At 59.1% G+C, this 21676-nt stretch carries 18 protein-coding genes; 6 read left to right on the forward strand and 12 right to left on the reverse strand.

Annotation, left to right across the window (positions count from 1 at the left end):
* The first annotated feature begins 13 nt into the window (after nucleotides 1–13).
* The 4 genes from J3P84_RS13525 (at nucleotide 14) to J3P84_RS13540 (ending at nucleotide 4839) form a co-directional block, all read left to right on the forward strand.
* The gene (locus J3P84_RS13525; RefSeq protein WP_434631306.1) at nucleotides 14–1717 is read left to right on the forward strand and encodes a putative 2-aminoethylphosphonate ABC transporter permease subunit; all 1704 of its coding nucleotides are present in this window, start codon (nucleotides 14–16) and stop codon (nucleotides 1715–1717) included.
* A 21-nt stretch (nucleotides 1718–1738) separates the two neighbouring features.
* Complete coding sequence (phnX, locus tag J3P84_RS13530) at nucleotides 1739–2566, forward strand: phosphonoacetaldehyde hydrolase (protein WP_434631025.1); 828 nt, start codon at nucleotides 1739–1741, stop codon at nucleotides 2564–2566.
* 31 nt (nucleotides 2567–2597) lie between these two features.
* Nucleotides 2598–3617, forward strand: a complete 1020-nt coding sequence (locus J3P84_RS13535; protein ID WP_434568383.1) for a putative 2-aminoethylphosphonate ABC transporter substrate-binding protein — start codon at nucleotides 2598–2600, stop codon at nucleotides 3615–3617.
* Nucleotides 3618–3681: 64 nt separating this feature from the next.
* Nucleotides 3682–4839: a TIGR03364 family FAD-dependent oxidoreductase gene (locus J3P84_RS13540; RefSeq protein ID WP_434631028.1), complete on the forward strand. Its 1158-nt coding sequence runs from the start codon at nucleotides 3682–3684 to the stop codon at nucleotides 4837–4839.
* A 52-nt stretch (nucleotides 4840–4891) separates the two neighbouring features.
* On the opposite strand, the gene J3P84_RS13545 is transcribed toward J3P84_RS13540, so the two are convergent.
* The 8 genes from J3P84_RS13545 to J3P84_RS13580 form a co-directional block, all read right to left on the reverse strand.
* Nucleotides 4892–5590: an outer membrane protein gene (locus tag J3P84_RS13545; protein WP_434631031.1), complete on the reverse strand. Its 699-nt coding sequence runs from the start codon at nucleotides 5588–5590 to the stop codon at nucleotides 4892–4894.
* A gap of 73 nt (nucleotides 5591–5663) precedes the next feature.
* Complete coding sequence (locus tag J3P84_RS13550; RefSeq protein WP_434631034.1) at nucleotides 5664–6140, reverse strand: SRPBCC family protein; 477 nt, start codon at nucleotides 6138–6140, stop codon at nucleotides 5664–5666.
* A 59-nt stretch (nucleotides 6141–6199) separates the two neighbouring features.
* On the reverse strand, nucleotides 6200–9613 hold the full coding sequence (locus tag J3P84_RS13555; RefSeq protein ID WP_434631037.1) for a beta-ketoacyl synthase N-terminal-like domain-containing protein: 3414 nt from the start codon (nucleotides 9611–9613) through the stop codon (nucleotides 6200–6202).
* A gap of 87 nt (nucleotides 9614–9700) precedes the next feature.
* A complete protein-coding gene (locus J3P84_RS13560) occupies nucleotides 9701–10534 on the reverse strand; it encodes an acyl carrier protein (RefSeq protein ID WP_434631039.1) in 834 nt (277 codons plus the stop codon).
* An 82-nt stretch (nucleotides 10535–10616) separates the two neighbouring features.
* Nucleotides 10617–12398: an FAD-dependent monooxygenase gene (locus J3P84_RS13565; RefSeq protein WP_434631042.1), complete on the reverse strand. Its 1782-nt coding sequence runs from the start codon at nucleotides 12396–12398 to the stop codon at nucleotides 10617–10619.
* Between the two features lie 3 nt (nucleotides 12399–12401).
* Nucleotides 12402–13013, reverse strand: a complete 612-nt coding sequence (locus J3P84_RS13570; protein WP_434631045.1) for an HAD-IB family hydrolase — start codon at nucleotides 13011–13013, stop codon at nucleotides 12402–12404.
* Nucleotides 13003–14508, reverse strand: a complete 1506-nt coding sequence (locus J3P84_RS13575; protein ID WP_434631048.1) for a class I adenylate-forming enzyme family protein — start codon at nucleotides 14506–14508, stop codon at nucleotides 13003–13005. The genes J3P84_RS13570 and J3P84_RS13575 overlap by 11 nt, the downstream gene beginning before the upstream one ends.
* Nucleotides 14509–14575: 67 nt before the next feature.
* Complete coding sequence (locus J3P84_RS13580) at nucleotides 14576–15592, reverse strand: SDR family oxidoreductase (protein ID WP_434631051.1); 1017 nt, start codon at nucleotides 15590–15592, stop codon at nucleotides 14576–14578.
* Nucleotides 15593–16036: 444 nt separating this feature from the next.
* On the opposite strand from J3P84_RS13580, the gene J3P84_RS13585 reads away from it, so the two are divergent.
* On the forward strand, nucleotides 16037–16633 hold the full coding sequence (locus J3P84_RS13585) for a TetR/AcrR family transcriptional regulator (RefSeq protein WP_434631054.1): 597 nt from the start codon (nucleotides 16037–16039) through the stop codon (nucleotides 16631–16633).
* A 369-nt stretch (nucleotides 16634–17002) separates the two neighbouring features.
* Here J3P84_RS13585 and J3P84_RS13590 read toward each other — a convergent pair whose 3' ends face one another.
* Nucleotides 17003–17764: a DNA-binding protein gene (locus tag J3P84_RS13590; protein ID WP_434631056.1), complete on the reverse strand. Its 762-nt coding sequence runs from the start codon at nucleotides 17762–17764 to the stop codon at nucleotides 17003–17005.
* Between the two features lie 84 nt (nucleotides 17765–17848).
* On the opposite strand from J3P84_RS13590, the gene J3P84_RS13595 reads away from it, so the two are divergent.
* Entirely contained in the window at nucleotides 17849–18322 is a 474-nt protein-coding gene (locus tag J3P84_RS13595; protein WP_434631059.1) for an antitoxin Xre/MbcA/ParS toxin-binding domain-containing protein, read from the forward strand.
* Between the two features lie 315 nt (nucleotides 18323–18637).
* Here the strand turns inward: J3P84_RS13595 and J3P84_RS13600 are convergent, their stop codons facing one another.
* The 3 genes from J3P84_RS13600 to J3P84_RS13610 all read right to left on the reverse strand — a co-directional run bounded on the left by J3P84_RS13600 (nucleotide 18638) and on the right by J3P84_RS13610 (nucleotide 21542).
* Entirely contained in the window at nucleotides 18638–19096 is a 459-nt protein-coding gene (locus tag J3P84_RS13600; protein ID WP_434631062.1) for an antibiotic biosynthesis monooxygenase, read from the reverse strand.
* 207 nt (nucleotides 19097–19303) lie between these two features.
* Nucleotides 19304–20779: an aldehyde dehydrogenase family protein gene (locus J3P84_RS13605; RefSeq protein WP_434631065.1), complete on the reverse strand. Its 1476-nt coding sequence runs from the start codon at nucleotides 20777–20779 to the stop codon at nucleotides 19304–19306.
* Nucleotides 20769–21542: a GMC oxidoreductase gene (locus J3P84_RS13610; protein ID WP_434631068.1), complete on the reverse strand. Its 774-nt coding sequence runs from the start codon at nucleotides 21540–21542 to the stop codon at nucleotides 20769–20771. Before J3P84_RS13610 ends, J3P84_RS13605 begins: the two co-directional genes overlap by 11 nt.
* Nucleotides 21543–21676 lie beyond the last annotated feature (134 nt).

Genomic DNA, 21676 nt, shown 5'->3' on the forward strand with positions numbered 1-21676 from the left:
TATGCAAAACACGATGATCCTCAAGCCGACCGCAGTGCAGGCACCTCAGGTGCCCGGTGACCTCGCAGACCGATTGTTCATACGCGGCGGTCAGTGGCTGCTGCTGGTGTTGCTGGTGCTGGCGGTATTGCTGCCATTGCTCGCCATGCTGTGGCGCGCCTTCAGCGGTGACGCCGGCCAGGGCGGAGGCCTGCAAGCGACGTTGACGCTGCTGGCCAGTGCCAATTTCCGCTGGCTGCTGGGCAACAGCCTGACGGTTTCAATGACCGTCGCGCTTATCGTCGTGCCGCTGGCCTATGCGTTCGCCTACGCATTGCAGCGCACCTGCATCGTGGCAAAGCCGGTGTGGCGGGGCATCTCGCTGCTGCCGCTGCTGGCTCCCTCGATGCTGCCCGGCATTGCGCTGATCTATCTGTTCGGCAACCAGGGGCTGCTGCGCGATTTCAGCGCCGGCAACATCTATGGTTTCTGGGGCATTGTCCTGGGGCAGGCGATCTACACCTTTCCCCATGCCATGATGGTGCTGATGTCGGCGCTGGCGCTGGCGGACGCACGGCTGTTCGACGCGGCCTCAAGCATGGGCGCCTCGCCATGGCGGGCATTTCGCACCATCACCTGGCCCGGCAGCCGGCAAGGGGTGTTCGCGGCTTTCTGCCTGGTGTTCACCTTGTGCATCACCGACTTCGGCGTGCCGGTCACGGTCGGCGGCGACTATCAGGTGCTGGCGCTGGAAGCCTACAAGTCTGTCGTTGGCCAGCAGCAGTTTGGTCGCGGCGCGCTGATCGGCATGATTCTGCTGCTGCCCGCATTGCTCAGTTTCGCCGTGGACATGTGGCTGCGCCGTACTCAACGCGACGCCATGGGCGGCCGCGCCCAGGTGTATCACCCGCAACCGTCGCGGGGGCGGGATGCAGCGTTCCTGAGCGTCACGGCACTTATCGGCGGCGTTCTGCTCGGCGTGTTCGGCATGGCAGTGTACGCATCGCTCGTGCAGTTCTGGCCGTACGACCTGTCCCTGTCCCTGGACAACTATGCCTTCTCCGAACTGCCCGGCGGCTGGCTGGCCTATCGCAACAGCCTGCTGCTGGCGGTGTGCAGCGCGGTGTTCGGTAGCCTGGCGATCTTCACCGGTGCCTACCTGATCGAGAAGACCCGGCAGAGCGCATTGACGCGCACTCTGCGGCTGCTCAGCTTCGTCCCGATGGCTGTGCCCGGGCTGGTGCTGGGCCTGGGCTACGTATTCTTTTTCAATCTGCCGGGCAATCCGCTCGGCAGCCTCTACGGCAGCCTGGCTTTGTTGGTGGTCTGTACGGTCGCGCACTTCCTGACCACCGCGCATATGACGGCCAGTACCGCCTTGCGCCAGCTCGACGATGAGTTCGAGGCCGCCGCCCTGGCGCTGAAAGTCCCGCTGGTTCGTCACTTCCTGCGGGTGACGCTGCCCATTTGCCTGCCGGCGTTGCTCGACATCGTTCGTTACCTGTTCGTGTCGGCGATGACCACGGTCTCAGCGGCGATTTTTCTCTACAGCCCTGACAGCGTTCTGGCTGCGGTGGCCGTGCTGAACATGGACGACGCCGGCAACGTCGGCGGGGCCGCCGCGATGGCGACGCTGATCCTGCTGACCTCGGCCAGCGTATCGCTACTGCTGGCAATGCTGTCGCGCCGCCTGCTGCGCCGCTCCCAGGCCTGGCGCCAGCCGGCGCCGGGTCTTTGAAAACTTTTTTTGGAGATTCTGATGCACTACCAAACGCCAACTCGCCTGCAGGCAGCGATTCTCGATTGGGCCGGAACCGTGGTGGACTTCGGTTCGTTCGCGCCGACACGGATCTTCGTTGAAGCCTTTGCCAGCTTCGACATCGAGATCAGCCTGGAGGAAGCCCGTGGCCCGATGGGCATGGGCAAATGGGACCATATCCGCACCTTGTGCAACCAACCGGGCGTGGCGGAACGGTTTGCGCGCCGGTTCGGGCGCGCACCGAGCGATGACGACGTGACTGCTATCTATGAGCGCTTCATGCCGCTGCAGATCGCCAGGGTCGCCGACCACTCGGACCTGATTCCCGGCGCACTGGAGAGCATCGCCGCACTGCGCCAGCGCGGCCTCAGGATCGGCAGTTGCTCAGGCTACCCCCGGCAGGTGATGGACAAGGTCGTCGAACTGGCCGCCGCCAAGGGTTTGAGCCCCGACCATGTGGTCGCCACCGACGACGTGCCCAAAGGCCGGCCAAGCCCGGCGCAGGCATTGGCCAACGTGATCGCCCTGGGCCTGGACGATGTCGCCGCCTGCGTGAAAGTCGATGACACCGAGCCCGGCATCCTCGAAGGCCGCAGGGCAGGGATGTGGACCGTGGCACTGAGGTTTTCCGGCAATTTTCTCGGCCTCGACTGGGAGCAGTTCCAGGCTCTGTCGGCGCCGCAGCTGGCGGCCGAGCGCGAGCGCATCGACGGCTTGTTTGCCGCAAGCCGTCCGCATTACCTGATCGACACGATTGCCGAACTGCCCGCCGTGATCGACCACATCAACACGCAACTGGCCCGCGGCGTATTGCCGTCCCATGCCTGAAAAACTTCACTGACTGACACGGAGCCGTACCATGTCCAAACGCACTGCCTGGGCCGCCGGCCTGCTTGCCGCCTGTGTTCTGCAGGCCCATGCCAATACCGAACTGACCGTCTACACGGCCCTCGAAGTCGAGCAGCTCAAGGCCTACAAACAGGCCTTCGAGCAGCAGAACCCGGACATCGAGATCAAGTGGGTGCGCGATTCCACCGGCATCGTCACCGCCAAGCTGCTGGCGGAAAAGGATCGCCCCCAAGCCGATGCGGTCTGGGGTCTGGCAGGCTCGAGCCTGGCGATTCTCAAGCAGCAGGGCCTGCTGGACGCCTACAGCCCGGCGAACCTCGGCCAGATTTCCGCCCAATACCGCGACGCCGACACGCCGCCCACCTGGGTCGGCATGGACGTCTGGGCCGCCGCCATCTGCTTCAATACGGTGGAGGCGCAAAAGCTCGGCCTGCCCAAGCCCACCCGCTGGGAAGACCTTGCCAACCCCGTGTACCAAGGCAAGATTGTCATGCCCAATCCGGCGTCGTCCGGCACCGGTTACCTGGACGTCAGTGCCTGGCTGCAGACCTTCGGCGAGACCAAGGGCTGGGCCTACATGGACAAGCTGCACGCAAACATCGGCCAATACACGCATTCCGGCTCCAAGCCCTGCAAGCTGGCGGCCGCCGGCGAGTTCCCCATAGGCATTTCGTTCGAATACCCAGCCATCCAGCTCAAGCGCAAAGGCGCGCCGCTGGACATCGTCCTGCCTGCCGAAGGCCTGGGCTGGGAAATCGAAGCCACCGCCATCATCAAAGGCACGCCGAAGCTGGCGGCTGCCAGAAAACTCGCCGACTTCTCCGCCAGCTCCGAGGCGATGCAGTTATACAAAGCGAACTTCGCGGTCCTGGCGCAACCGGGCATCGCCGAACGCCTGCCCGAGCTGCCGACGGACTACGAACAACGCTTGATCCGCAATGATTTCGCCTGGGCGTCGGAGAACCGCGACAAGGTGCTGGCCGAGTGGCGCAAGCGTTACGACGGCAAGTCCGAGCCGGTCGCCAAATAACCTTCTTCACAGGCCCGGCTGTTTCGAGCGGGCCTTACCTGATGATTGTTTTCAAGGAGTTTTCATGTCTGAGCACGACTGTGACCTGCTGATTGTAGGCGCCGGCATTCTCGGCCTGGCCCACGCCTGGGCTGGCGCCAGGCGCGGCCTCAAGGTCAAGGTGTTCGAGCGTAGCCATACGCCCCTGGGCGCCTCGGTACGCAACTTCGGGCAGGCCCTGGTCGGCGGCCAGGCGCCGGGTGTCATGCTCGACCTGGCACGCCAGGCGAACGGTTTGTGGAAAACGCTGGGCCGGGCTGCCGGGCTGCACATGCATCAGCGAGGCTCGCTGCTGTTCGCCCGTACGGAAGCCGAAGAAGCGCTGCTCGAAGCGTTCGTGAGCGGGCGGGGCGCAGCATTGGGTTATCGCACCGAGCTGTTGCGTGGCGAGGCGTTGGCGGCGCTTTACGATGGCCGTTTTGCCCATCACCGCGCGGCATTGCTCGGCCTCGACGACCAACAGTTGTATTCCCGCGAGGCACTGTCGCAGATCGTCGATTACCTGGCCCGGGCATTGGGCGTCGAATTCCATTTTTCGACGCTGGTCCGCGATGTCGAACCCCACCGTGCGCTCACCAGCGCCGGACGCTTTACCGCGCGGCACATTGTGGTGTGCTCGGGCCATGACTATCAGACGCTGCTGGCCGAGCAAATCGCCGGGCTCAACCCGCAAGTGTGCGGCTTGCAAATGCTCCGCGTACGGCCGCGCCAGCCCCTGGCGTTACGCCACGCGTTGCTCACGGGGCTGAGCTGCGTGCACTACGGCGCCTTTGCCGACCTGCCTGAAGCGCAGGCCATCCGCACGCAGATCCGCACGCACCAGCCAGAGCTCGAAGCCCATGGCATCCATCTGCTCATCAGTCCAACTCCCCACGGTGACCTGATCATCGGCGATTCCCATGTCTACGGCAGCGACATTTCACCGTTCAACGCCGAGCAGGTGGACCGCATCCTGATTGACCTGGCGCAGCACACCCTGGGCGGCGAGATCGATGTACTGGAACGCTGGCAGGGTGTATATGGCGCGCGGGGGCCGGGACCGTTCAGCGTGATTTCAGCTGCGCAAGGCGTCACGGCAGTGCTGATGCATACCGGCTTGGGCATGAGCGTGGGACTGGCGCTGGGCGAACGGACGATCGCCGCAGCGCTGGGGGAGGGGCCGTGGCAAAGCTCGGCGGCTTGACGTCGCCGAGGAGGGCGCCTCGTCGAGGCAAGGCGCTGGTCTGGCTGCCGATTCAGAGCCAGTAACGCAGGCCCAGCATCACCGATTGGGCTTCATATTCGGTGCTGACATCGCCTTGGGGCAGCCGTTCGATGTCGCCGAAGTGCGCCTCGCGCGTTTTCAGGCAGCGGTAATCCAAGGACATCAACCAGTTTTCGTTCAGCTCGTAACCCACCCCGGCACCCAGTTGGTAAGCCGAGACGGTGTCGCGGTGAGTACCGCCGAACTCCACGCCACCGGCTTCCAGGCCGCTGACCGTGAGGGTGGCGTAACCCAGGCCGCCGCCCAGGTAAGGGGTAAACCGGTTGAAAGGCGCGGGCAGGTTCAAGACGTCGTACCAGAGGTTGACCATCAGGCTGGCCGCTTTCTCTTCGCCTTCGCCCTCGATGCTCCCGCCGCCCTCATAGACCCGGTTGTTGAACTGGGTCAGGGTATTTTCGCGATAACCGAGTTCCACCTCCGGGCGCAGCCCGACCGGGAAACGCCAGCCTAACGCCAGGCCGGTGGCGTAGCCGGAATGGAGCGGCTGGTTGAATTCCATCTCGACGAAATCCAGGTTGTTCTGGTTGAGGTCCTGCGCCGATACCCAGTTCAGGCCGCCCATGAGGCTGGCGTAGGGGCCCAGCGTGTCGGCGAAGGTGGACGCCGGGGCAACAGCGCCCATGCCGATGATGCCCATCACCAGGTATTGAGTGTTTTTCAGTAAGTTCATGCTCGGTCCGAAGTGTGCCGTTATTCAAAAGATTGCGAGAGCCGGCGCGCGCGGCGCTGGCGTCGCGAACAGGTCATACGAGGTGCAGATGTGCTTGCGCTTTGTCGCGCTCCGGGGCGTCGACAGCGTTGGCGCGTTGTTCGGCAAGGGCTCTGAGATTGCCCAGCGCCGTGGTCATCGCCGTCGTCAGCATTTTGCGCAGCAGTCCGCGGTACACGAAGCTCAACGGGCCGGAGATCCTGGTGCTATGGATGACCTGGGTTTCGTCCGGAGACAGTCTGCGCATCCGGTGGTCGAATTCGAGCCGTATCCAAAGCAGTCTCGCGCTGTTGCGATAGCTTTCCTGCGGTTCCACGGCCAGCAGCCTCAATGGCATTTTCAAGCCATTCCTGAGCACACACTGACCCGCGGTTCCCGCCTGGAACGGGCCCTCGAGTTGGCAATGGCTGACGTCGGTATCCCAGAGCGGGGCTTCCTGGAAATTGCTCCAGATCTTCCAGATTTCCGACGGTGGTGATTTGACTATGAGTTGAACCTTGACATCGTTCACGGCGACACCCTGTCTGTTGCGGGCACACTTGTGCCCCTGAGTTTGATCAACGCCCGGCCTCAGGCAGCAGGCGCGGCCTGGCTCAATACTTGAGCGGTGATATTGGCTTGGCCGATCTTTTCGCCCCGGTTGAACAGGTCGATATGAATACGGTTGGTCTTGAATGATTGAAGCTGCGTCCCGAGGCTCGCTTGCGGAGCGAGTGACAACGGGCTGTTCCTCGGAATTGGCCGGTCCAGGGTGAAACTCAGGGCCAGCAGATTCATCGGGGTCTTGAGCGGAATACGCAGATGACCGTGGGCAATCTGCATGTAGCACTGGCGGGCAACCTCGAGGAAATACACCATCGAGAAATGCTCGGGATCGCCCTCGTGGAAAAAATGCCCATCCGGCAGGCTGACCGTATCCACGCTCAGCCCCTGGGCGAGGCTGCTCATGGCGCTGACGATGACATTTTCCTCCCGGGCCTTGTGCAGCAGGGCCTTGTCGACACAGCGCGCGGCCGTGAACTCAGCCGCCGGCGAGGTCTCGAAGGCCGAGCTGTAGGCCATGCCCAGAACGCAGGTGCACATGACTTTTCCAGCCTGCGTGACGGTTGCCTGAAATTCCTGGCCATCGCGGCCTTGCTCCAGAAGCAGGTCGATCACGTCCTCCTTCTGGACGTATTGCTGGAACTTGATGCTGAGCGTCTTCACGTAGGCGACGCGACCATTCAGCGGGGGCATGGCCAGTTCGACCAGTTGCATCACCCCTTCGAGCAACAGGATGCCGGGGATGTGATCCAGCGGATGGTCGAAGAAATACGGGTGACCTTCGTCTACCACCAGCCGTGCCCGCAGCGAACGCGGCTCGCGCTGGATGTGGGAAATCACCACGTGTTCCGCTCGACGCTGCCAGGGCGCCGGGCGCTGGGTACGAGCCCCCCGGTGCAGGGCGAACAGCCCCTCCATGGCCCGGACTCGCACCCGCAACCCGGCCAGAACCGTGCTGGTCAGCATGTCGCTGAGTTGCAACACATCGACACCGTCGTGTTGTGGCTCGCGGACGATTTCGCCGGCATGCACCGGCGTGATGACCTGCTGCAGCTCATGGGGCTCGTGGGCAAAGCGCAACGTGAACGGGTGTCTGATCGCAGGGGCGGGGCTCGCCGTCGCGGGGTTCCATTCGCGCAGTTTTTCAGTGAACAGCCACATCACAACCTTGCCGGCCTCACGCACCTCGATCACCGTGTGAACCGCGGAGTTCATCGTCACCGACAAGAGCGTTTCGATGCCGCAGGCTTCAGCCAGAAAACCGGTCATCTCCTGCAACGACCCGTCCACCGGGACGTTATCAGGCTGCAACTCACAAACCTCTACTGCCGCGTACTGGGCGCGCTCCTTGCCGGCCAATCGGCACGCTTCGTCCAGCGAAGCCGCGGCATGGGCGAGGACCGCTGCGCGAATCACCAGCAGGGCCGTGTCCGTTGAACCCGCTCGATAAGGACGCAGCGCAAGCAGCCCGAGCCCTTCACCTTGCGGCGTAGCGCTGCGGCGAGCACGATCGACCTCGATTTCGCCGCTGATGAAGCGGCCGGCTCCGAGCAGCAGCGTCGTGATGCCGTCGTCGAACCATTGCCGGGATGCCAGCAGGGTTTGCCAGAACAGCCCTGGTGAGCCGGCCAGGGTCTGATGAAAACCCTTGAAATCGAAAATCTGCGCCGGGTAGCCGGACAACATGTTCGGCAACATGGTTGCCACGTCGGTCACTTCCACGCCCGGCGGGCTGCCTTGGGCCCGTGAATAGAATTGCTCGGCACTGCTGTAGGCGTTGCTGAACCGCTCCCCGCCCATGTTGCAGCACATGACCATTGCCGTACCGGCCGATCCGGCAACGCCCGGCAGGCGCCGCAACAGGTGATTGACGCGGTCGGTGATCAACAGTTTGAAGGGATCGACGTGGGCCAGGGGCTTTGGCCCCATGCCAAAACCGTCGATATCGATGACGCGGTCCTGGGCCAGGAATCTCCCCGACAACGGCCCGGCCGAGGCCCCCTTGCAATCGGCGAAACGCCCGTAAGGGAAAGCGACCGGTGGGCTAGCCGGTTGCTCAAGCCGCCGTTTGAACGAGTGCAGTGAATCGCAACCGCCCAGTGCGGCTTCCGCCTCGACTATCGCGAGGTCCAGGATCTGCACGCCTGAAGCCACCGGCGTGGGGGCAGGGAGGCCATCGGGCACATATTCATCCACCACCAGATGGGCGTTGGCGCCACCGAAGCCGAAGCTGGAAATGCCTATGCGGATCGGCGATTGACGATCCTCCAGTGGCTGGACTCGCTGTGTCGCCAGGCGCAGGCAGGTGTCGTCGACTTTCAGACTGGGACGGTAGTCCGGCTGGGGTGGGATGTCCTTGTGGCGCAGGATCATCAACGCCTTGGCCAGCGAAGCGCCTCCCGCCGCAGCCAAGGGATGGCCGATAACGGACTTGATCGAACCGATGGCGATTTTTTCGTCGGCGCTGCGATGGGCAGCGAAGAAGCTGTTCAGCGAGGCCAGTTCGGTCGCATCCCCTAACGGGGTGCCGGTGCCGTGGGTTTCGATGTAATCCACGCGGCCTGGATCAAGGTCCATGTAAGCCCGTTGATAGGCGCGATACTGGGCCTGCCTGCCCGGTGCAAACACCGACCCTTCGGCACCATCGGCGGAAAGCCCCAACCCTCTCAGCACGCCCAGCGGCCGGCGTCGGGCGTTCAGGGCATCGGCCACGGGCTCGACCAGAAACGCCGTGGCGCATTCGCCCGGGACAATACCGTCGGCATCCTCGCCGAACGCCTGCATGCTGGCCCGGGCGGAAAAAGCCGTCAGTTGGGAGAAACCGAGGAACAATGCCGGGGGCAGAACGGTGTTGAGCGCCATGATGATCGCCTTGTCCGCCTGGCCACTGTTGAGCAGAGCCTTGGCCATGTCGATGGCATAGGGGAACGAACTGCAAGCGGTGTCCACCGATAAGGCCGGGCCGCCCAAGGCAAAAGCGCGCGCCAGCCCGGCCACCTGTTCACCGGGCGTGAAACCGGATGGCGTGTCGGTACCGCCGGGCACTGCCGTGGCGAAATAACTTTCATCGCTCCAGGACGTCGCGACCACCAATGCGGTTCGCTCGGTATTCAATACCGTGCCTTGCGCCGCGAGTTCGGCAAAAAGCGTCCGGAGCACGTTCTTGCCGATCGCGACTTGCCGACCTTCATAACGGGAAGGCATCGATGGGTCATCTGAAAGGCAGAATGCGCTGTCCAGGTAGACACGATCCTTTTCGCCGGCCTTGCTCGAAAATATCGACGCCTTCTGCAACCCCCAGCGCGCCGGCATTGCCTGGATGGGCGCTATGCCGCCCTGCGAGAGCAAGTGCCAAAGTGCGTCGGTGGACGACGCCCCTGGAAATTCGCCGGCCATTGCGCTGAAGCACAACTCGCCCGCTGTCGTTACCGCGCCACTCATACCCTGTCTCCTGATTGCCAAAAAGCGGGGTGACCTGGCGATCACCCGGTGTCCATTCCATGTGCGGGCAGCGTGTGCCGTCGGGCCTCAGCCCATTCTTGCCAGAAGCGCCAGTGCGTCTTCCGGGGTACGACGCGACATCAATGCCTCACCAGCAAACTCACTGACGGGGCACTCTTGTGCCATTGATTGGCAAAGGGCTTGCCGGTCGAAACCGTTGAGTCCCAAATCGGTAAAAGGCGTGTTGACGTCCGGTGACTGCGGTGCGTCCGAAACCAGCGGTGAGAGGGCGTTGAACAGCACCGCGCCGAGCTGCGTCTGCGCATCGGCGGAGCCGGGCAACGGCGCCTCGGAAGGTGCGGCAGGCGGCTTCGGATCGGTTTCGAGCCTGGCCAGCAGGGCCGTAGGGGTGAGGGCATCGAAGAGTTCCGAGGTCTGTTCTTTCTTGTCCGGGAAGTGCTGGGCCAACGACTCGAAAATATCAACCAGCCCTAGCGAGTCGATGCCCAGGCTTTCGAAACTTCGTTCGAAGTCGATTTGCTCGTTCTTGAAACCGGTGACCGAACTGATCTCGGCGCGCAACCATTGCTCATAGCTGAGGGCGACAGGTTCCTCCGTCGAGGGGGCGGCGGCCAACACGGTCGAGTGTGCAGGCACGGGCTCCAGCGTTGCGACGCTTCTACCAGCAGCCGCCTCGATGCCATGGGCATAGACGCCTTCCAGCACCTGCTGGTGGGCATTGAAATAATGGGCGGTGACCGATTCAGCCTGTTCCAGCAGGCGCATCAGGATGGATTCCTTCGCCATGTTGGATTCGCAAAGTGAATCGATGATTTTTTCCGAAAGGGAGAAATAGCTATGGGCTATTTTTCCGTTGGACACGATGAATTCCTGCACAACTTCATTGAGTTGCAAGCGCATGAGGTTCTCCTTAACCGTAAATCGGTAGGTGTTTTAGACGAGTATCGAAAGTCGTGGGCCCGGGCAAGGCGCCGTCAAGCAATCAGTGAGCGGTTGCGACTGGCCGCTGGATTTGCACTGCCTCGCTTGTCGGGGAGGCGGTTTCCCTTGGGGCCTTGAGCAATCCGGACCTCACGCTCAGGTACGTCACGAGTGTCATCGCGTCGGCGCCCTGGAACGCGATGTACCCGTCAGGACGAATCAGCATCAGCGTGCCTTCGCTGGCGTGATAACGCTTGTGCAGCCTCCAGTCGGGGTCGAGCAATGTCGAGTGCCATGCCGGCAGTTCCGCGCTGTTGAGGGCGTCGACCACGCAGTAGGCCTTGATGCCCGGATAATCTTTTTCTACTGACTCGGCCAGTGCATAGTGGCCTGGCAAGATGGGAGAAAATTGATCCGCCGCGGTGAAGATCAACAACGTGTACGTCCCGTGGAACAGGTCGATCAAGCGCGCCGGCAGCGCCCCTTGCTGTTGCCAAAGCTCGACATCGGGTGCCAGTTGCCCCGCGCGAGGCACCGGCGGCTGGAACGCCGTCCGGGCTCCTTTCCTGGCCCAGTTGCGGCGCTGCTTTTTCGTCAGCGCCTCCTGGATGCAGTCACTTTTGGCGTAGTGGTACTGATGGCCGGAGATCATCGAGGGCAGTTTGCGCTGGACCTTGGGCCTGCTGCTCAGCAGTGGCAGGACGTTATCTCGCAGCCACACCAGGGCCCGTTGCCTTACGGTGATCAACCCGGTCAACCGATGCGCGGTCTTCTCGACTTCCAGGGCCACCGGATAACGTTCCTCGTTGTAGCTGTCGAGCAGTGACGGATCCGCCAGGCCTTGATCGACATAGGCGATCTTCCACGCCAGGTTGTAGGCCTCGGAAATTCCCAGGTTCATCCATTGGCCGCCGATCGGGCTGCCGATATGCGCAGAATCGCCGACCAGGAACACCGAGCCCTGCTGCAATGACTGCACCCGGCGATGCTGGAAAGAGGCAATGGTGGTGGAGGAGATGTTCGACAGGGTCATGTTCTGCCCACGTCCCTCGCACAGCCGCTGGAAGTTCTCCAGGCTCAAGGAGGGGCGCTCGCCTTCCGGTGGCAAGTCGTAGGGCATCTCGATAAACAGCCGATAACGCGATTGTGCGCTGATCGGCGCAACCGCCACGTACCCATCCTGCGCGCCAAGAAAAAAAGCGCCTTCGTCCTTGCTGCCGGACCACTCGATGTCAGCGTCGGCGAGCATGAAAAAACGATCGTAGGACGATCCCTCGAAAGTCATCTCCAGGCGTTTTCGGATGTTGCTGCGAGCACCGTCACAGGCCACTGCCCAGCGGCTGGCGCAGGATTCCTCGCGACCGTCGCCATGACGCAGCGTGACCCGTACGGACTCGGGCTGGTTCTCGATGTCCACCAGCTCGGTGTTCCATTCGACTTCCACGCCCAGCTCAGTCAATCGTTCCAGCAGGATCTTTTCCGTTTGCGGCTGCGGCAGGCTGAGGAGCAGGGGATAGGTAGCATCCAGGCAGGAAAAGTTGTAATTCAGAACCCGTCGGGCGTTGGACTGCACCGAAAACTGATTGATGGTAAAACCATCGTTGATGGCCTGGTCGGCGACGCCGAGGTCGCGGAAGATTTCCAGGGTCCTGGAATGGATCGCCATCGCCTTGGTCGCGGTGGAGGGGCCGGCGTTTTTCTCGATGATGCGAAAAGCGACGCCCCATTTCTGCAACATGATCGCCAGCGACAAGCCGATAGGGCCGGCGCCTACGATCATTACCGCCGGCGCCTTGCCCGGCTGTTTGTAATGCGCGGGGACAAAAGTGCTCAGAGTATTCATCTGTCAGTACCAGTTTCTATAGAAGGGAGAGTTGGCAACGCTGAGCAGGGCCTCGTCGCCTGACGAGTCGCCATAGGCATAGACGTAGAAATCTTCAAGGTTGCCGACGCAGCCTTTGAGGCGCCTGACTTTCTCCCCATCGACACAGTTGGCTCCCGATATGCCCCCGGTCAGCTTGTTCCGGGCCGTCGCCAGGCGGGTGCCGCACACGTAGTCGAAACCAACTGCCTGCCCCCACGGGATCAGGTAGTTCTCCGGCGAATTGCTGACCAGCGCCGTGACGTGTCCCATGGATTGATGCCACTTCAGCCGACGCAGCGCTTCGGGCCTGAGCCAGAGCGGCAGCTGTTCACTGATGAAGTACCTGGCATGTTCGCGCTCCTGCTCGACGCTCAGGCCTCCCAGATAGCAGGCGATAAACGCCAGTCGCGCCTGCATCAGCGGTGTGATTCCCAGGATCACGCTGAGCATTTTTGGCAGCAGGGGGATGATCCTGAGCCAGAAGGGCCGGGTTCCGACGATAAAACGCATGTAGCGCCAGAAGGTATGCCTGTCGGTCAATGTGCCGTCGAAATCGAAAACGGCCAGCACCGGTCGCGTGTGATCAGCGTGCATGAATCTCTTCCTTGAGCGGGACAATCTCGATGTTCCTGGGTAGTTTGAAGGCGGAAAGGTAACGGGCGAGCAGGGTGGATACGCTGTTCTGGCTAAGGTCTGCGCTACCTTCCACAGACAAGTGCAGTACGTTGATGGCTTTATGGTCCGGGACGATGTAGGCCTTTGCCCGCACTGCACCGGGATGCTTGAGGGCAATGGACTCGATTTCTTCCAGGTCGATCATCTGCGCTTTGATTTTCGAGATACGCAGGCGCTGGCAGCAGAAAAATACGTGCCCGTCGTCGTCCTGCCAGACCAGGTCGCCGGTGTGGAACCAGCCGTCACGGAAAAACCGGGCATTTATCTGCGGCGCATCGTCATAGCCCGGGATAACCATCGGGCCGCGTACCAGCAGCTCGCCGATACGTCCCACGGCCACGTCGCGGCCCTGACCATCGACAATTCGCAACTCGACACCACTGATTGGTTGGCCCATCGCACCGCGATGCACCTCGCCGACCGAACTCTGGACAATCACCGGCATGCTTTCCGTCAGTCCGTAGCCTTGCAATACAGGGCCGCACCCCAGCAAATCGCCAAGCTTTTGCGCTTCATCCGCCGGCAGATGGCTGCCGCCGGAATAAATCATCAGTTGCGGATGCAGCGGCAGCCGTGGGCCCTTGCGTTTGGCCAGCCGGGTATTGAAGTAGCGGATGACATCCGGCACCAGGCAGGCAAAGGACACCTGGTGCTCGGACAAGACTTGCGCCAGGTCCCTGTTGAGCAGGCTGTTGGTCATCAGCAGCGTAGCGCCGATGCTGAGCGGGAAAACCATCATCACGGACAGGCCGAAGATCGCGTACAGCGGCAGGGTCACCAAGTGGACCGACCCAAGGCCTTGAGGGTGGAACTGCTCGTGCAAGCCATCGCTTGACTGCGTCAGGTCCAGATAACGATGAGAAACAGCCAGCGGCATGCCAACGCCCCGATACGTGAACTGTACCGAAACGACCGGGTTGCCTTCAGGCAGCGACAAGGGCCAGAGCTGATGCGGAAGATCAGAGGCTGCCGTTGCGTGTTCGGGCAACGACAACGGCTGCTCATCGGCGGTGCGGACGACGAGGCAACGGACCGACTGAAAGACTTCGCGGTGTTGCTCGAACAACGAATCGGTCGTGACGGTCAATGCGGGCCCGGCGAGGCCCAGCACGTTGCTCAGTTCGTACGTCGTCAGCTTGTGGTTAAGGATGACGGGGATAGCACCATGGCCAATGATCGCCAAATAATACGCGATGAAATCCACCCCATTGGGCAAGACAAGCGCAACTTTCTCTGCGGACGACACCCCAAGGGCATGGAGCAAACCGTTGCACGCTTCGGCCTTGTTCAGCAAGTCGCGGTACGTGAAGGTTTCTTCCGCATCGAGATTCCTGATAGCTATGGCGTCGGGGTGCAAATCTGAAAAACCGACAAAGCGATGCAGGAAACCTTCTTTACAGGTAAGGCTTTTCATTCCACCAACCTCTCAATCCTTGAAGTCATGGCCAGATAAATAAGTACTGCAGAGGCAGGCTAATTTTTCAGTTGAGCTTTATGTAGTTATTGTTCCGATACCAGTCCAGCGTATCGGTCAGGGTCTCAGTAACCGGGCGGAACGCGCATTTCAGTTCACTTGAACTTTTGCTGTGGCTGAAATGAGTCCTCCCTTGTTCCTGCTCAATGAGCTTGACCGTGGAAGTACTGATAAGCACCGGCTTTTTAGTAACCCGGTAATAAATTTCATAGGCGAAAGCAATAAGACGCAGCATGAACAACGGAACAGGCCGTTCCGGTGCCTTTATCCCGCTGACGTTGGCCAGTGCCCGAAAGATAGTCTTCATGTCCATATGATTGCCGGCAGCCAGATAACGCTCTCCCGATCGGCCACGTGTTATCGCTGCGATTTGATGTTCCGCCACGTCACGGGCGTCCACGACTGAAAAACTCCCGGGAAGAACCCCCGGCAACTTTTGTCCTACGAAATCCAGCAGGAACTGACCTGACGAGGTAGGACCGATGTCGCCTGGGCCAAACATCCAACCGGGTAAAACCATCGCCACGAACATGTCCGGATGCAGCGACAAGAACTCCTGAACTTTATGTTCAGACAGGATCTTGCTCAGGTAGTAATCGTCTGCCTCGGACTCGTCGCGCGACATGGTCTCGTCGATTACCTGATCGCGGTTTCCCTTCAGGACCGCGATGGAGGAAGTGTGGACCGCACGGCGAATGCCCGCGGCATAGGCGGCCTGCAACAACCGCTCGGTGCCGGTTACATTGGTGTCGTAAAGCTTTTGCCAATGCTTTCCGCCTTTATAGCTGTCGCGAAAATAGGCCGCTGTATGAAACAAGGCATCACAGCCTTCAAGGGCATGGCTGAATGCATCAACATCAAGCATATCGCCCTGGACAAGTTCGACGGGCAGGCCGCCGAACTGCTTCTTGGCTTTTTCAATGGAACGTACCAGCGCCCTTACTTTGATGTCTCGTTTTAAAAGTGCATGGACGACATTGTTCCCAAGCAGGCCTGTAGCACCTGTAACAAAGGCATATTCCATTAAAATCCAGCTCCTGTGAGATAGCCTGCTCGTGCAGCTTCGTCGCTGAACAGGCGTTGGATGACCCAACGGCGCCAGTAAAAACCATTCGGTATCTGGAAATCAAGCGGTATTTCATTATCGAGTGAAAGCCGAGGTGTCTGGGACGGGCCTGAGACGTGATGTCTCAACGAATTCGCCAGGCTGATGACGCCATTTTTCCGGCATGTGAGCGGTTTTTTCCCCAAAGGGGGCAGGGCAGTGGTCGCTCTGAATCCGTTGCATTTCGATGAAAACCGTCACCTTGCTGTCGTCCGATCCAGCCAAAAATAGGCGGCGATTACATGCCAGATTTAAAACTTTAAATGCAAAGGACGGGTACGGATGGTAAGGTGCAAACATCTGATCCACTGAACTGTTTGATCTAGTTACAAACAAACATATTGGGCCAAAGGAGCCGAGGGCGTGATTAAAAAAAGATTAGGTCGCGAGGAAAGCCAGCAAATAACACGAGACAAGTTATTTGATACCGCCACTGACCTCATGATCAAAAAAGGCTTTCACGCCGCCAGTGTCAATATTATCTCCGAAGAGGCAGGTTATTCGAAAGGTGCGTTCTTTTCCAACTTCTCAAGCAAGTCGGAACTGCTCCTGCAACTGACCCAGCGTTTCAAACGGGTTGAAATAGACCGCTTGGGCGAGACGTTGGCCGCGGGTTATACCGCAGAGCAACTCGCGCACGGATTGAACGCCTACATCGATACACTTAAAAACAATACGAACTGCGCCATCCTCGACGCCGAAATGCAACTGATCGCGTTACGCGATGAAGCGTTCGCAAAGCATTACTACGATCTGCATGAAGAAAACAGCGAGGCGCTGGGCAAGCTGATCACTATCATTTTCAACCATGCCGGCAAGAAACCTCCGTTGGCGTACGCAGCACTCGCGAAGACTTTCACGGCGCTGTCGGAGGGTTTGATATTGCAAGGACATAAAGATCCAGCGGCGGAAATCAAACTGGTGCTCAATTCGCTCATTGAAACGGCGGAGCCATTGTAGGAATGCAAGCTGGTCAAGCAGTCGGCGATCAGCGTGAAGCTACCGCACGAAGCGTTGGCAGGCCGGCTTTTTCGGAGCGTCTTGAGCCAGATGGTCCGGGTTCAGGTTGCGGGGAAAGCCAGAGCTGCCGTGAGTATTGAAAAGGAGCCCGGCATGGCCGCCAAGGCGAAACATGTTGTTACGCATAATGTATATTATGTTAAACGAGATGTTTACGTCCGACGTTTAGAATCCGGATCCGCCAGTACCCGGAAGTGAACATCGAAATTTTTGAGACCTAAAGATCGAAATTCAGATTTTTTGCCCGATTTTGGATCTTACCTTCAATGCAACGCCTAGCAAATTTGTTGAGCAGTATGGTCACGTGGTTTAACCGTCTTCGGATTTCCCCACTAATGCCACCGACAGCTCCAATACGCGAGCCTGACTACTCATCAAGTTTTGCTCGAGTTTTGCAACCTTAAGCAGATGCATCTGGTTATCTGCGTGTCTTTGCTGAAGTACCTGCTTTTCGAAATACTCAATGTGCCTCTCACGTTGTTTTATATCATTCTTCATCTTTTCCGTTAGTTCTAACAGCTGCACATTTTCACACTCCGCTTTAACCAGTCGTGCGGTAAGGTTCGTTATGACCTCCTGATTTTGCAAGTTGTTTTGAGTCGCTCGTGTCAGCTCAGCTCTGAGTTCGGCGCAGGCATTTGTTTCGATCTCCAGACTTCGAAGCGCTCTAATTTTCTCCTTGATGTTCGCTGCCCATCTGCTTCGAAGTCTTTCTTCAATCTCCTGAATTTCGTTGAGTTTTTTGTTTGCTTCAGCATTTGCAGCTTTGATTAGTTCTTTGTAAACCGACAGAAATGCTGTTCTGATCTGATCTGGAAACTGAGCGAGCCGTTCACTAGGAGAGAGATTTTCCTTCTCTACCAAAGACGCTTCTCTAAGAAACTTTGAAATGGTCGTGTATGAACCATAACCCGTCTGATTTCGTACAGCCTTGATGGTTATTTTAAGGCCTTGTTTTTTTAAATCGGCAACAGCGCACATGACTTTTTCTAATGTGAGCACATTTGATTTAGGATTTATCATGCTGTTCCCTGCCCTTACAATTCGGATTTTGGAGATGGCAACTGGCAATTATAACTCTCATGGTGAGCGTCTTTCGTGCGTTTAGTATCGAATCGAGCTAATCTAGTGATCCGTTGCAGCGGAGTCAGTCCCATGGCAGACCCTTTTACAGAGGCAGAGAAACCGACACCTTTGGCCCGGAAACCAACGGAATACCTAACCCGGGTCAGCATTGAAAATCTTAGCCCGCTCGGCGTTTTCTTGCTTGCTAAGGAGGGTTTCGCGTTGAGCGACGTTTACTCAATGGTTTCGCTTTCCGAGCTTTACTTGTCATGGAACGTCATCAAGCGGATCGTTGGTAAGCCTAGCCGAACGATGCAAGGTAAAAACGATAAAACCACGACTGGTCGACTTGGCGTTTTTGAGAGTGCGATAGCCTTTCAATACGCAAAGGTTCTCGAACACGCAATGACTGTTTTTGGCACCCTGCGACTTGCCGAGGAGTGGCTTGCCAAGCCCTGTAGATATTTGGACGGTAACATCCCCCTTGATCTGGTGGGTAACCCACTCGGATTTCAAGCTGTCGAAGACTACCTAGAACGAGTCGAACTGGGGGTCTATCAATAACGTGCCGCTTTGGTCTGGATGCCTGGCCGGTGACGAAGGGCTGCAAGCTATCGGGCGCCTTTCTTCCCTTCCCTTCCTTTCTTGGTCAGCTCCAGCAACTCGGACCCCAAGGTTTCAACCTGAACGGAGGTTCAAGGATCTTTCTACGCAACGGATGAAGACTATAGATACTCCTTTCGGAGGTAAGGTGCAGATAATCCCTGATGTCTAGGTCAGTCCACCCATTTTCATTAGCCCAATCTGCAAGCATTATGTCAATCAGCAGCTTCTTAATAAAATAGAAAATCTACAGGATCAGAATTCACATCTAAAAGGTCATATAGCGCAACTCAGCGAACTGGCTGTCAGGAGCACGAGCCAGTTCACTGAGTCTGCAAGTGGGCGGATCATGAAAATATTCACCGCGACAAGCGTCGGGTAGACACCGAGCCAAGTCGCAGCCGCCTGCTTCCATTTGGGCATGCTGGCTGATCCTGGAATGCTGATGGCGCCCGTTTGCCCGGCTTGAGGCTGGATAATCCTCAACGAATAATTCATGGCTTCAGCGCGCAACAGCAGAAATGCATCTGAAGCCAGCCAACAGTCGAGTTGCTCTTGGGAGTCGAACTGCACAAGCGTATGGGAAATCGCGGGACCTTGATCGAGCCGAATGATTGAGCGAAAGCCGGGCGCTGCGCGAACACGCTCCGCCATTTTTTTCGCCCATTCTACAAATGCCTGTTCGTGGGCCGGACGTATGATGTGGCTGACTACTACACCCGAAACTTCAGACATGCTCGTTTTCCCTATATCTGCGTGGCAGCCTATGCGTTCGCCCCGCCGCCCTAGTCAGGGCGGTAGCCTAACTCTGTAAGCGGCAGCTGCAAAAAAAGTCACTGTCGTGCCTTGCGGGAGAAGTTCGCGCGAGCCGCTCTGCCCAGGGTCAAGGCTGTCCACTGCCGTTTCGAACGATGCGAGGTCGAGGTAAACATCAGGGCACGCCTATGCTTCCATCAGCCCGGGGTTAAGTGTAATGGTCCTGATTTCGGTGAAGTCGTCGATCGCCGTCACGCCATTGAGGCGGCCGAGGCCCGAGTGCTTGGAGCCTCCCTCCTCAGTGTCCTCACCGACCGCACCCCATTCATTGATCCAGACCAGACCCGCTTCGATCCTGGGCGCTATCCGCAGCGCCTTGGAAAGATCGCGCGTCCAGATGCTGGCTCCCAACCCATAGATGCTGTCGTTGGCCATGTCGACCGCTTCCTTTTCGGTGGTGAAACGCTGCATCGTGATGACGGGGCCGAAGGTCTCCTCCTGGACGATTTGCATCGTTGGATTGCTCACTTCCAGAAACGATGGGCAATAGAACGCGCCTTTCGACAGTGGGCCTTCGATAATAGGCCCGCCTCGCACGATGACCTGAGCGCCGTCGGCAATGGCCCGTTCAACCACATTATTAACCCGTTCAACGTTCTCGCGATCGATCATCGGGCCCATGTCGCTCGACAGGTCCGTTGCAGGTCCGACCTTCACCGCGCGCAGTCGCTCGGCGAAGCGTTTGCGGAACTCGTCGGCGATCCCTTCCTGCACGATAACCCGCTGGCAGGTTACACAAAATTGCCCGGCAAACTTCGTCAATGCCATCTCGAGCATCGGCAGGGCGAGATCGAGATCCGCATCATCAAATACGATTGAGGGGGTCTTGCCGCCGAGCTCAAGTCCGATGCGCTTAAAGTGCGGGGCGGCGCTCAGCGCGATTGCCTTTCCGGTCGCGGTGCTACCGGTGAAGCTGATGACCGGCACATCCGGCGACGCGACGATATGCTTTGCACCGTCGCCAGTCTCGTCGGTGAACACGTTAATCACGCCGCGGGGTAGTTCCGGTACATCGGCAAATATCTTGGAGATGGTCGAAGTGATCTGGGCGCTTTTGCCCGGCATCTTGATGATGACGGCACAGCCGGCAGCCAGAGCAGGCGCCAGTGATCGTATCATCAAGATAACAGGGGAATTCCAGGGCGCAATGACACACGCAACGCCCATCGGCTGGCGCACCATCATGGCAATTCTGCCCGGTTTGGAGTCCACTACCCGTCCAGCTTCTGTACGTGCGATGCCGGCAAAGTAGCGCAACGAAGGCACGCAAAGGTCGACTTCGAACGAGGCATCGCGTTGGATCTTGCCGTTCTCAGTGTAGAGGATCTTGATGAGCTCATCGCGGTTGCGTTCGAAAGCATCTGCGAGCTTGTCGAGCACGCGTGCGCGCAGCTTGCGGTCGTGCGCCCAATTGGTCTCGCGCATAGCGCGTTTCGCCGCAACGATGGCCGCTGTAGCGGTTTCAACCCCTCCTTCGGCGTAGCTACCGATGACCTCGTAGGTGGCTGGGTTGATCGACTCACGGATCGTTTCTGAGCCGACCCACTCGCCGTCGACCCAGTTCAGGGCGGGATAGAGTTTGTGCATGGTATCAATAATCATGATCGACTCCTGCAAACTGTTTGATTTGGACGGAAGGCAAGGTCTTGCCCAGCCGAGCTGCAATCCGCTCGGCAACCATCACGGTCGTAACGTTGGTTGGCACCGAGGGAACATCAGGAAAGATTGACGCGTCGACGACATGAAGGTCCCTGATGCCGCGCACCGCCCCCCAGGCGTCAACCACGGCCGTCGGGTCATCGTCGCGGCCCATTGGTACTGTGGAGGTCGGATGGGCATAGGTGGAGACGTTCTCGATGATGTATTTGCGCAACTGGGCGTCATCTCGTGGCAGAGGCGGAGTGATTTCGCTGTCGATCAGGCCGGCGAACGGCTCGGAGCTGGCGATAAGGCTTGTTAGTCGGGCCACCTCCATCAGGCGCTCAAGGTCGCTTGGGTCGTCGAGGAAGTTATAGTGGATGCACGGCGCAACCCGAGGATCGCGAGATACCAGCCGGAGCGAGCCGAAGGAGCGCGGCAACACCAACGCCGAGGCCAACACGATCGCGCCGCCGGTGGGGCTGTGCGTGGGATCGAAGAAGTGCGTAGCAGAAATCTGAAGATCTAGGTTGCCAGCAGTCGCGCTCTTAGAACCGGTCCACACCAGCGCCCCGGCGGCAGGAAGCATCGCCTTGTGCTCCGCCTTAAGCGCGTAGACACTGTAAATAAGGGGGTGATCCTGAAGTCTCGCGCCCACCGGCAGGTCCGCCACCACGGGAATATCGAGGCTGCGAAGTTGAGCCGAGGGTCCAATCCCGGATCGCATGAGGATTGCAAATCCACCTACGCCGGTTCGATTCCGACCTCGGCCTCCACTATCAAAAACCCCGTAGATCAACGATCTACGGGGTTTTTTGTTGTCTGAGAAATAAATTCATTTCCGCAATTTTTGACATGATT

The sequence above is a fragment of the Pseudomonas sp. Z1-29 genome (assembly GCF_051131995.1).
GTDB lineage: Bacteria > Pseudomonadota > Gammaproteobacteria > Pseudomonadales > Pseudomonadaceae > Aquipseudomonas.

What these genes read in the sequence shown, in the direction of transcription:
- J3P84_RS13525 (WP_434631306.1), top strand. Translation starts at nt 14, where the DNA reads ATGATCCTCAAGCCGACCGCAGTGCAGGCACCTCAGGTGCCCGGTGAC.
- phnX (WP_434631025.1), top strand. Translation starts at nt 1,739, where the DNA reads ATGCACTACCAAACGCCAACTCGCCTGCAGGCAGCGATTCTCGATTGG.
- J3P84_RS13535 (WP_434568383.1), top strand. Translation starts at nt 2,598, where the DNA reads ATGTCCAAACGCACTGCCTGGGCCGCCGGCCTGCTTGCCGCCTGTGTT.
- J3P84_RS13540 (WP_434631028.1), top strand. Translation starts at nt 3,682, where the DNA reads ATGTCTGAGCACGACTGTGACCTGCTGATTGTAGGCGCCGGCATTCTC.
- J3P84_RS13545 (WP_434631031.1), bottom strand. Translation starts at nt 5,590, where the DNA reads ATGAACTTACTGAAAAACACTCAATACCTGGTGATGGGCATCATCGGC.
- J3P84_RS13555 (WP_434631037.1), bottom strand. Translation starts at nt 9,613, where the DNA reads ATGAGTGGCGCGGTAACGACAGCGGGCGAGTTGTGCTTCAGCGCAATG.
- J3P84_RS13560 (WP_434631039.1), bottom strand. Translation starts at nt 10,534, where the DNA reads ATGCGCTTGCAACTCAATGAAGTTGTGCAGGAATTCATCGTGTCCAAC.
- J3P84_RS13565 (WP_434631042.1), bottom strand. Translation starts at nt 12,398, where the DNA reads ATGAATACTCTGAGCACTTTTGTCCCCGCGCATTACAAACAGCCGGGC.
- J3P84_RS13570 (WP_434631045.1), bottom strand. Translation starts at nt 13,013, where the DNA reads ATGCACGCTGATCACACGCGACCGGTGCTGGCCGTTTTCGATTTCGAC.
- J3P84_RS13575 (WP_434631048.1), bottom strand. Translation starts at nt 14,508, where the DNA reads ATGAAAAGCCTTACCTGTAAAGAAGGTTTCCTGCATCGCTTTGTCGGT.
- J3P84_RS13580 (WP_434631051.1), bottom strand. Translation starts at nt 15,592, where the DNA reads ATGGAATATGCCTTTGTTACAGGTGCTACAGGCCTGCTTGGGAACAAT.
- J3P84_RS13595 (WP_434631059.1), top strand. Translation starts at nt 17,849, where the DNA reads ATGGCAGACCCTTTTACAGAGGCAGAGAAACCGACACCTTTGGCCCGG.
- J3P84_RS13600 (WP_434631062.1), bottom strand. Translation starts at nt 19,096, where the DNA reads ATGTCTGAAGTTTCGGGTGTAGTAGTCAGCCACATCATACGTCCGGCC.
- J3P84_RS13605 (WP_434631065.1), bottom strand. Translation starts at nt 20,779, where the DNA reads ATGATTATTGATACCATGCACAAACTCTATCCCGCCCTGAACTGGGTC.
- J3P84_RS13610 (WP_434631068.1), bottom strand. Translation starts at nt 21,542, where the DNA reads ATGCGATCCGGGATTGGACCCTCGGCTCAACTTCGCAGCCTCGATATT.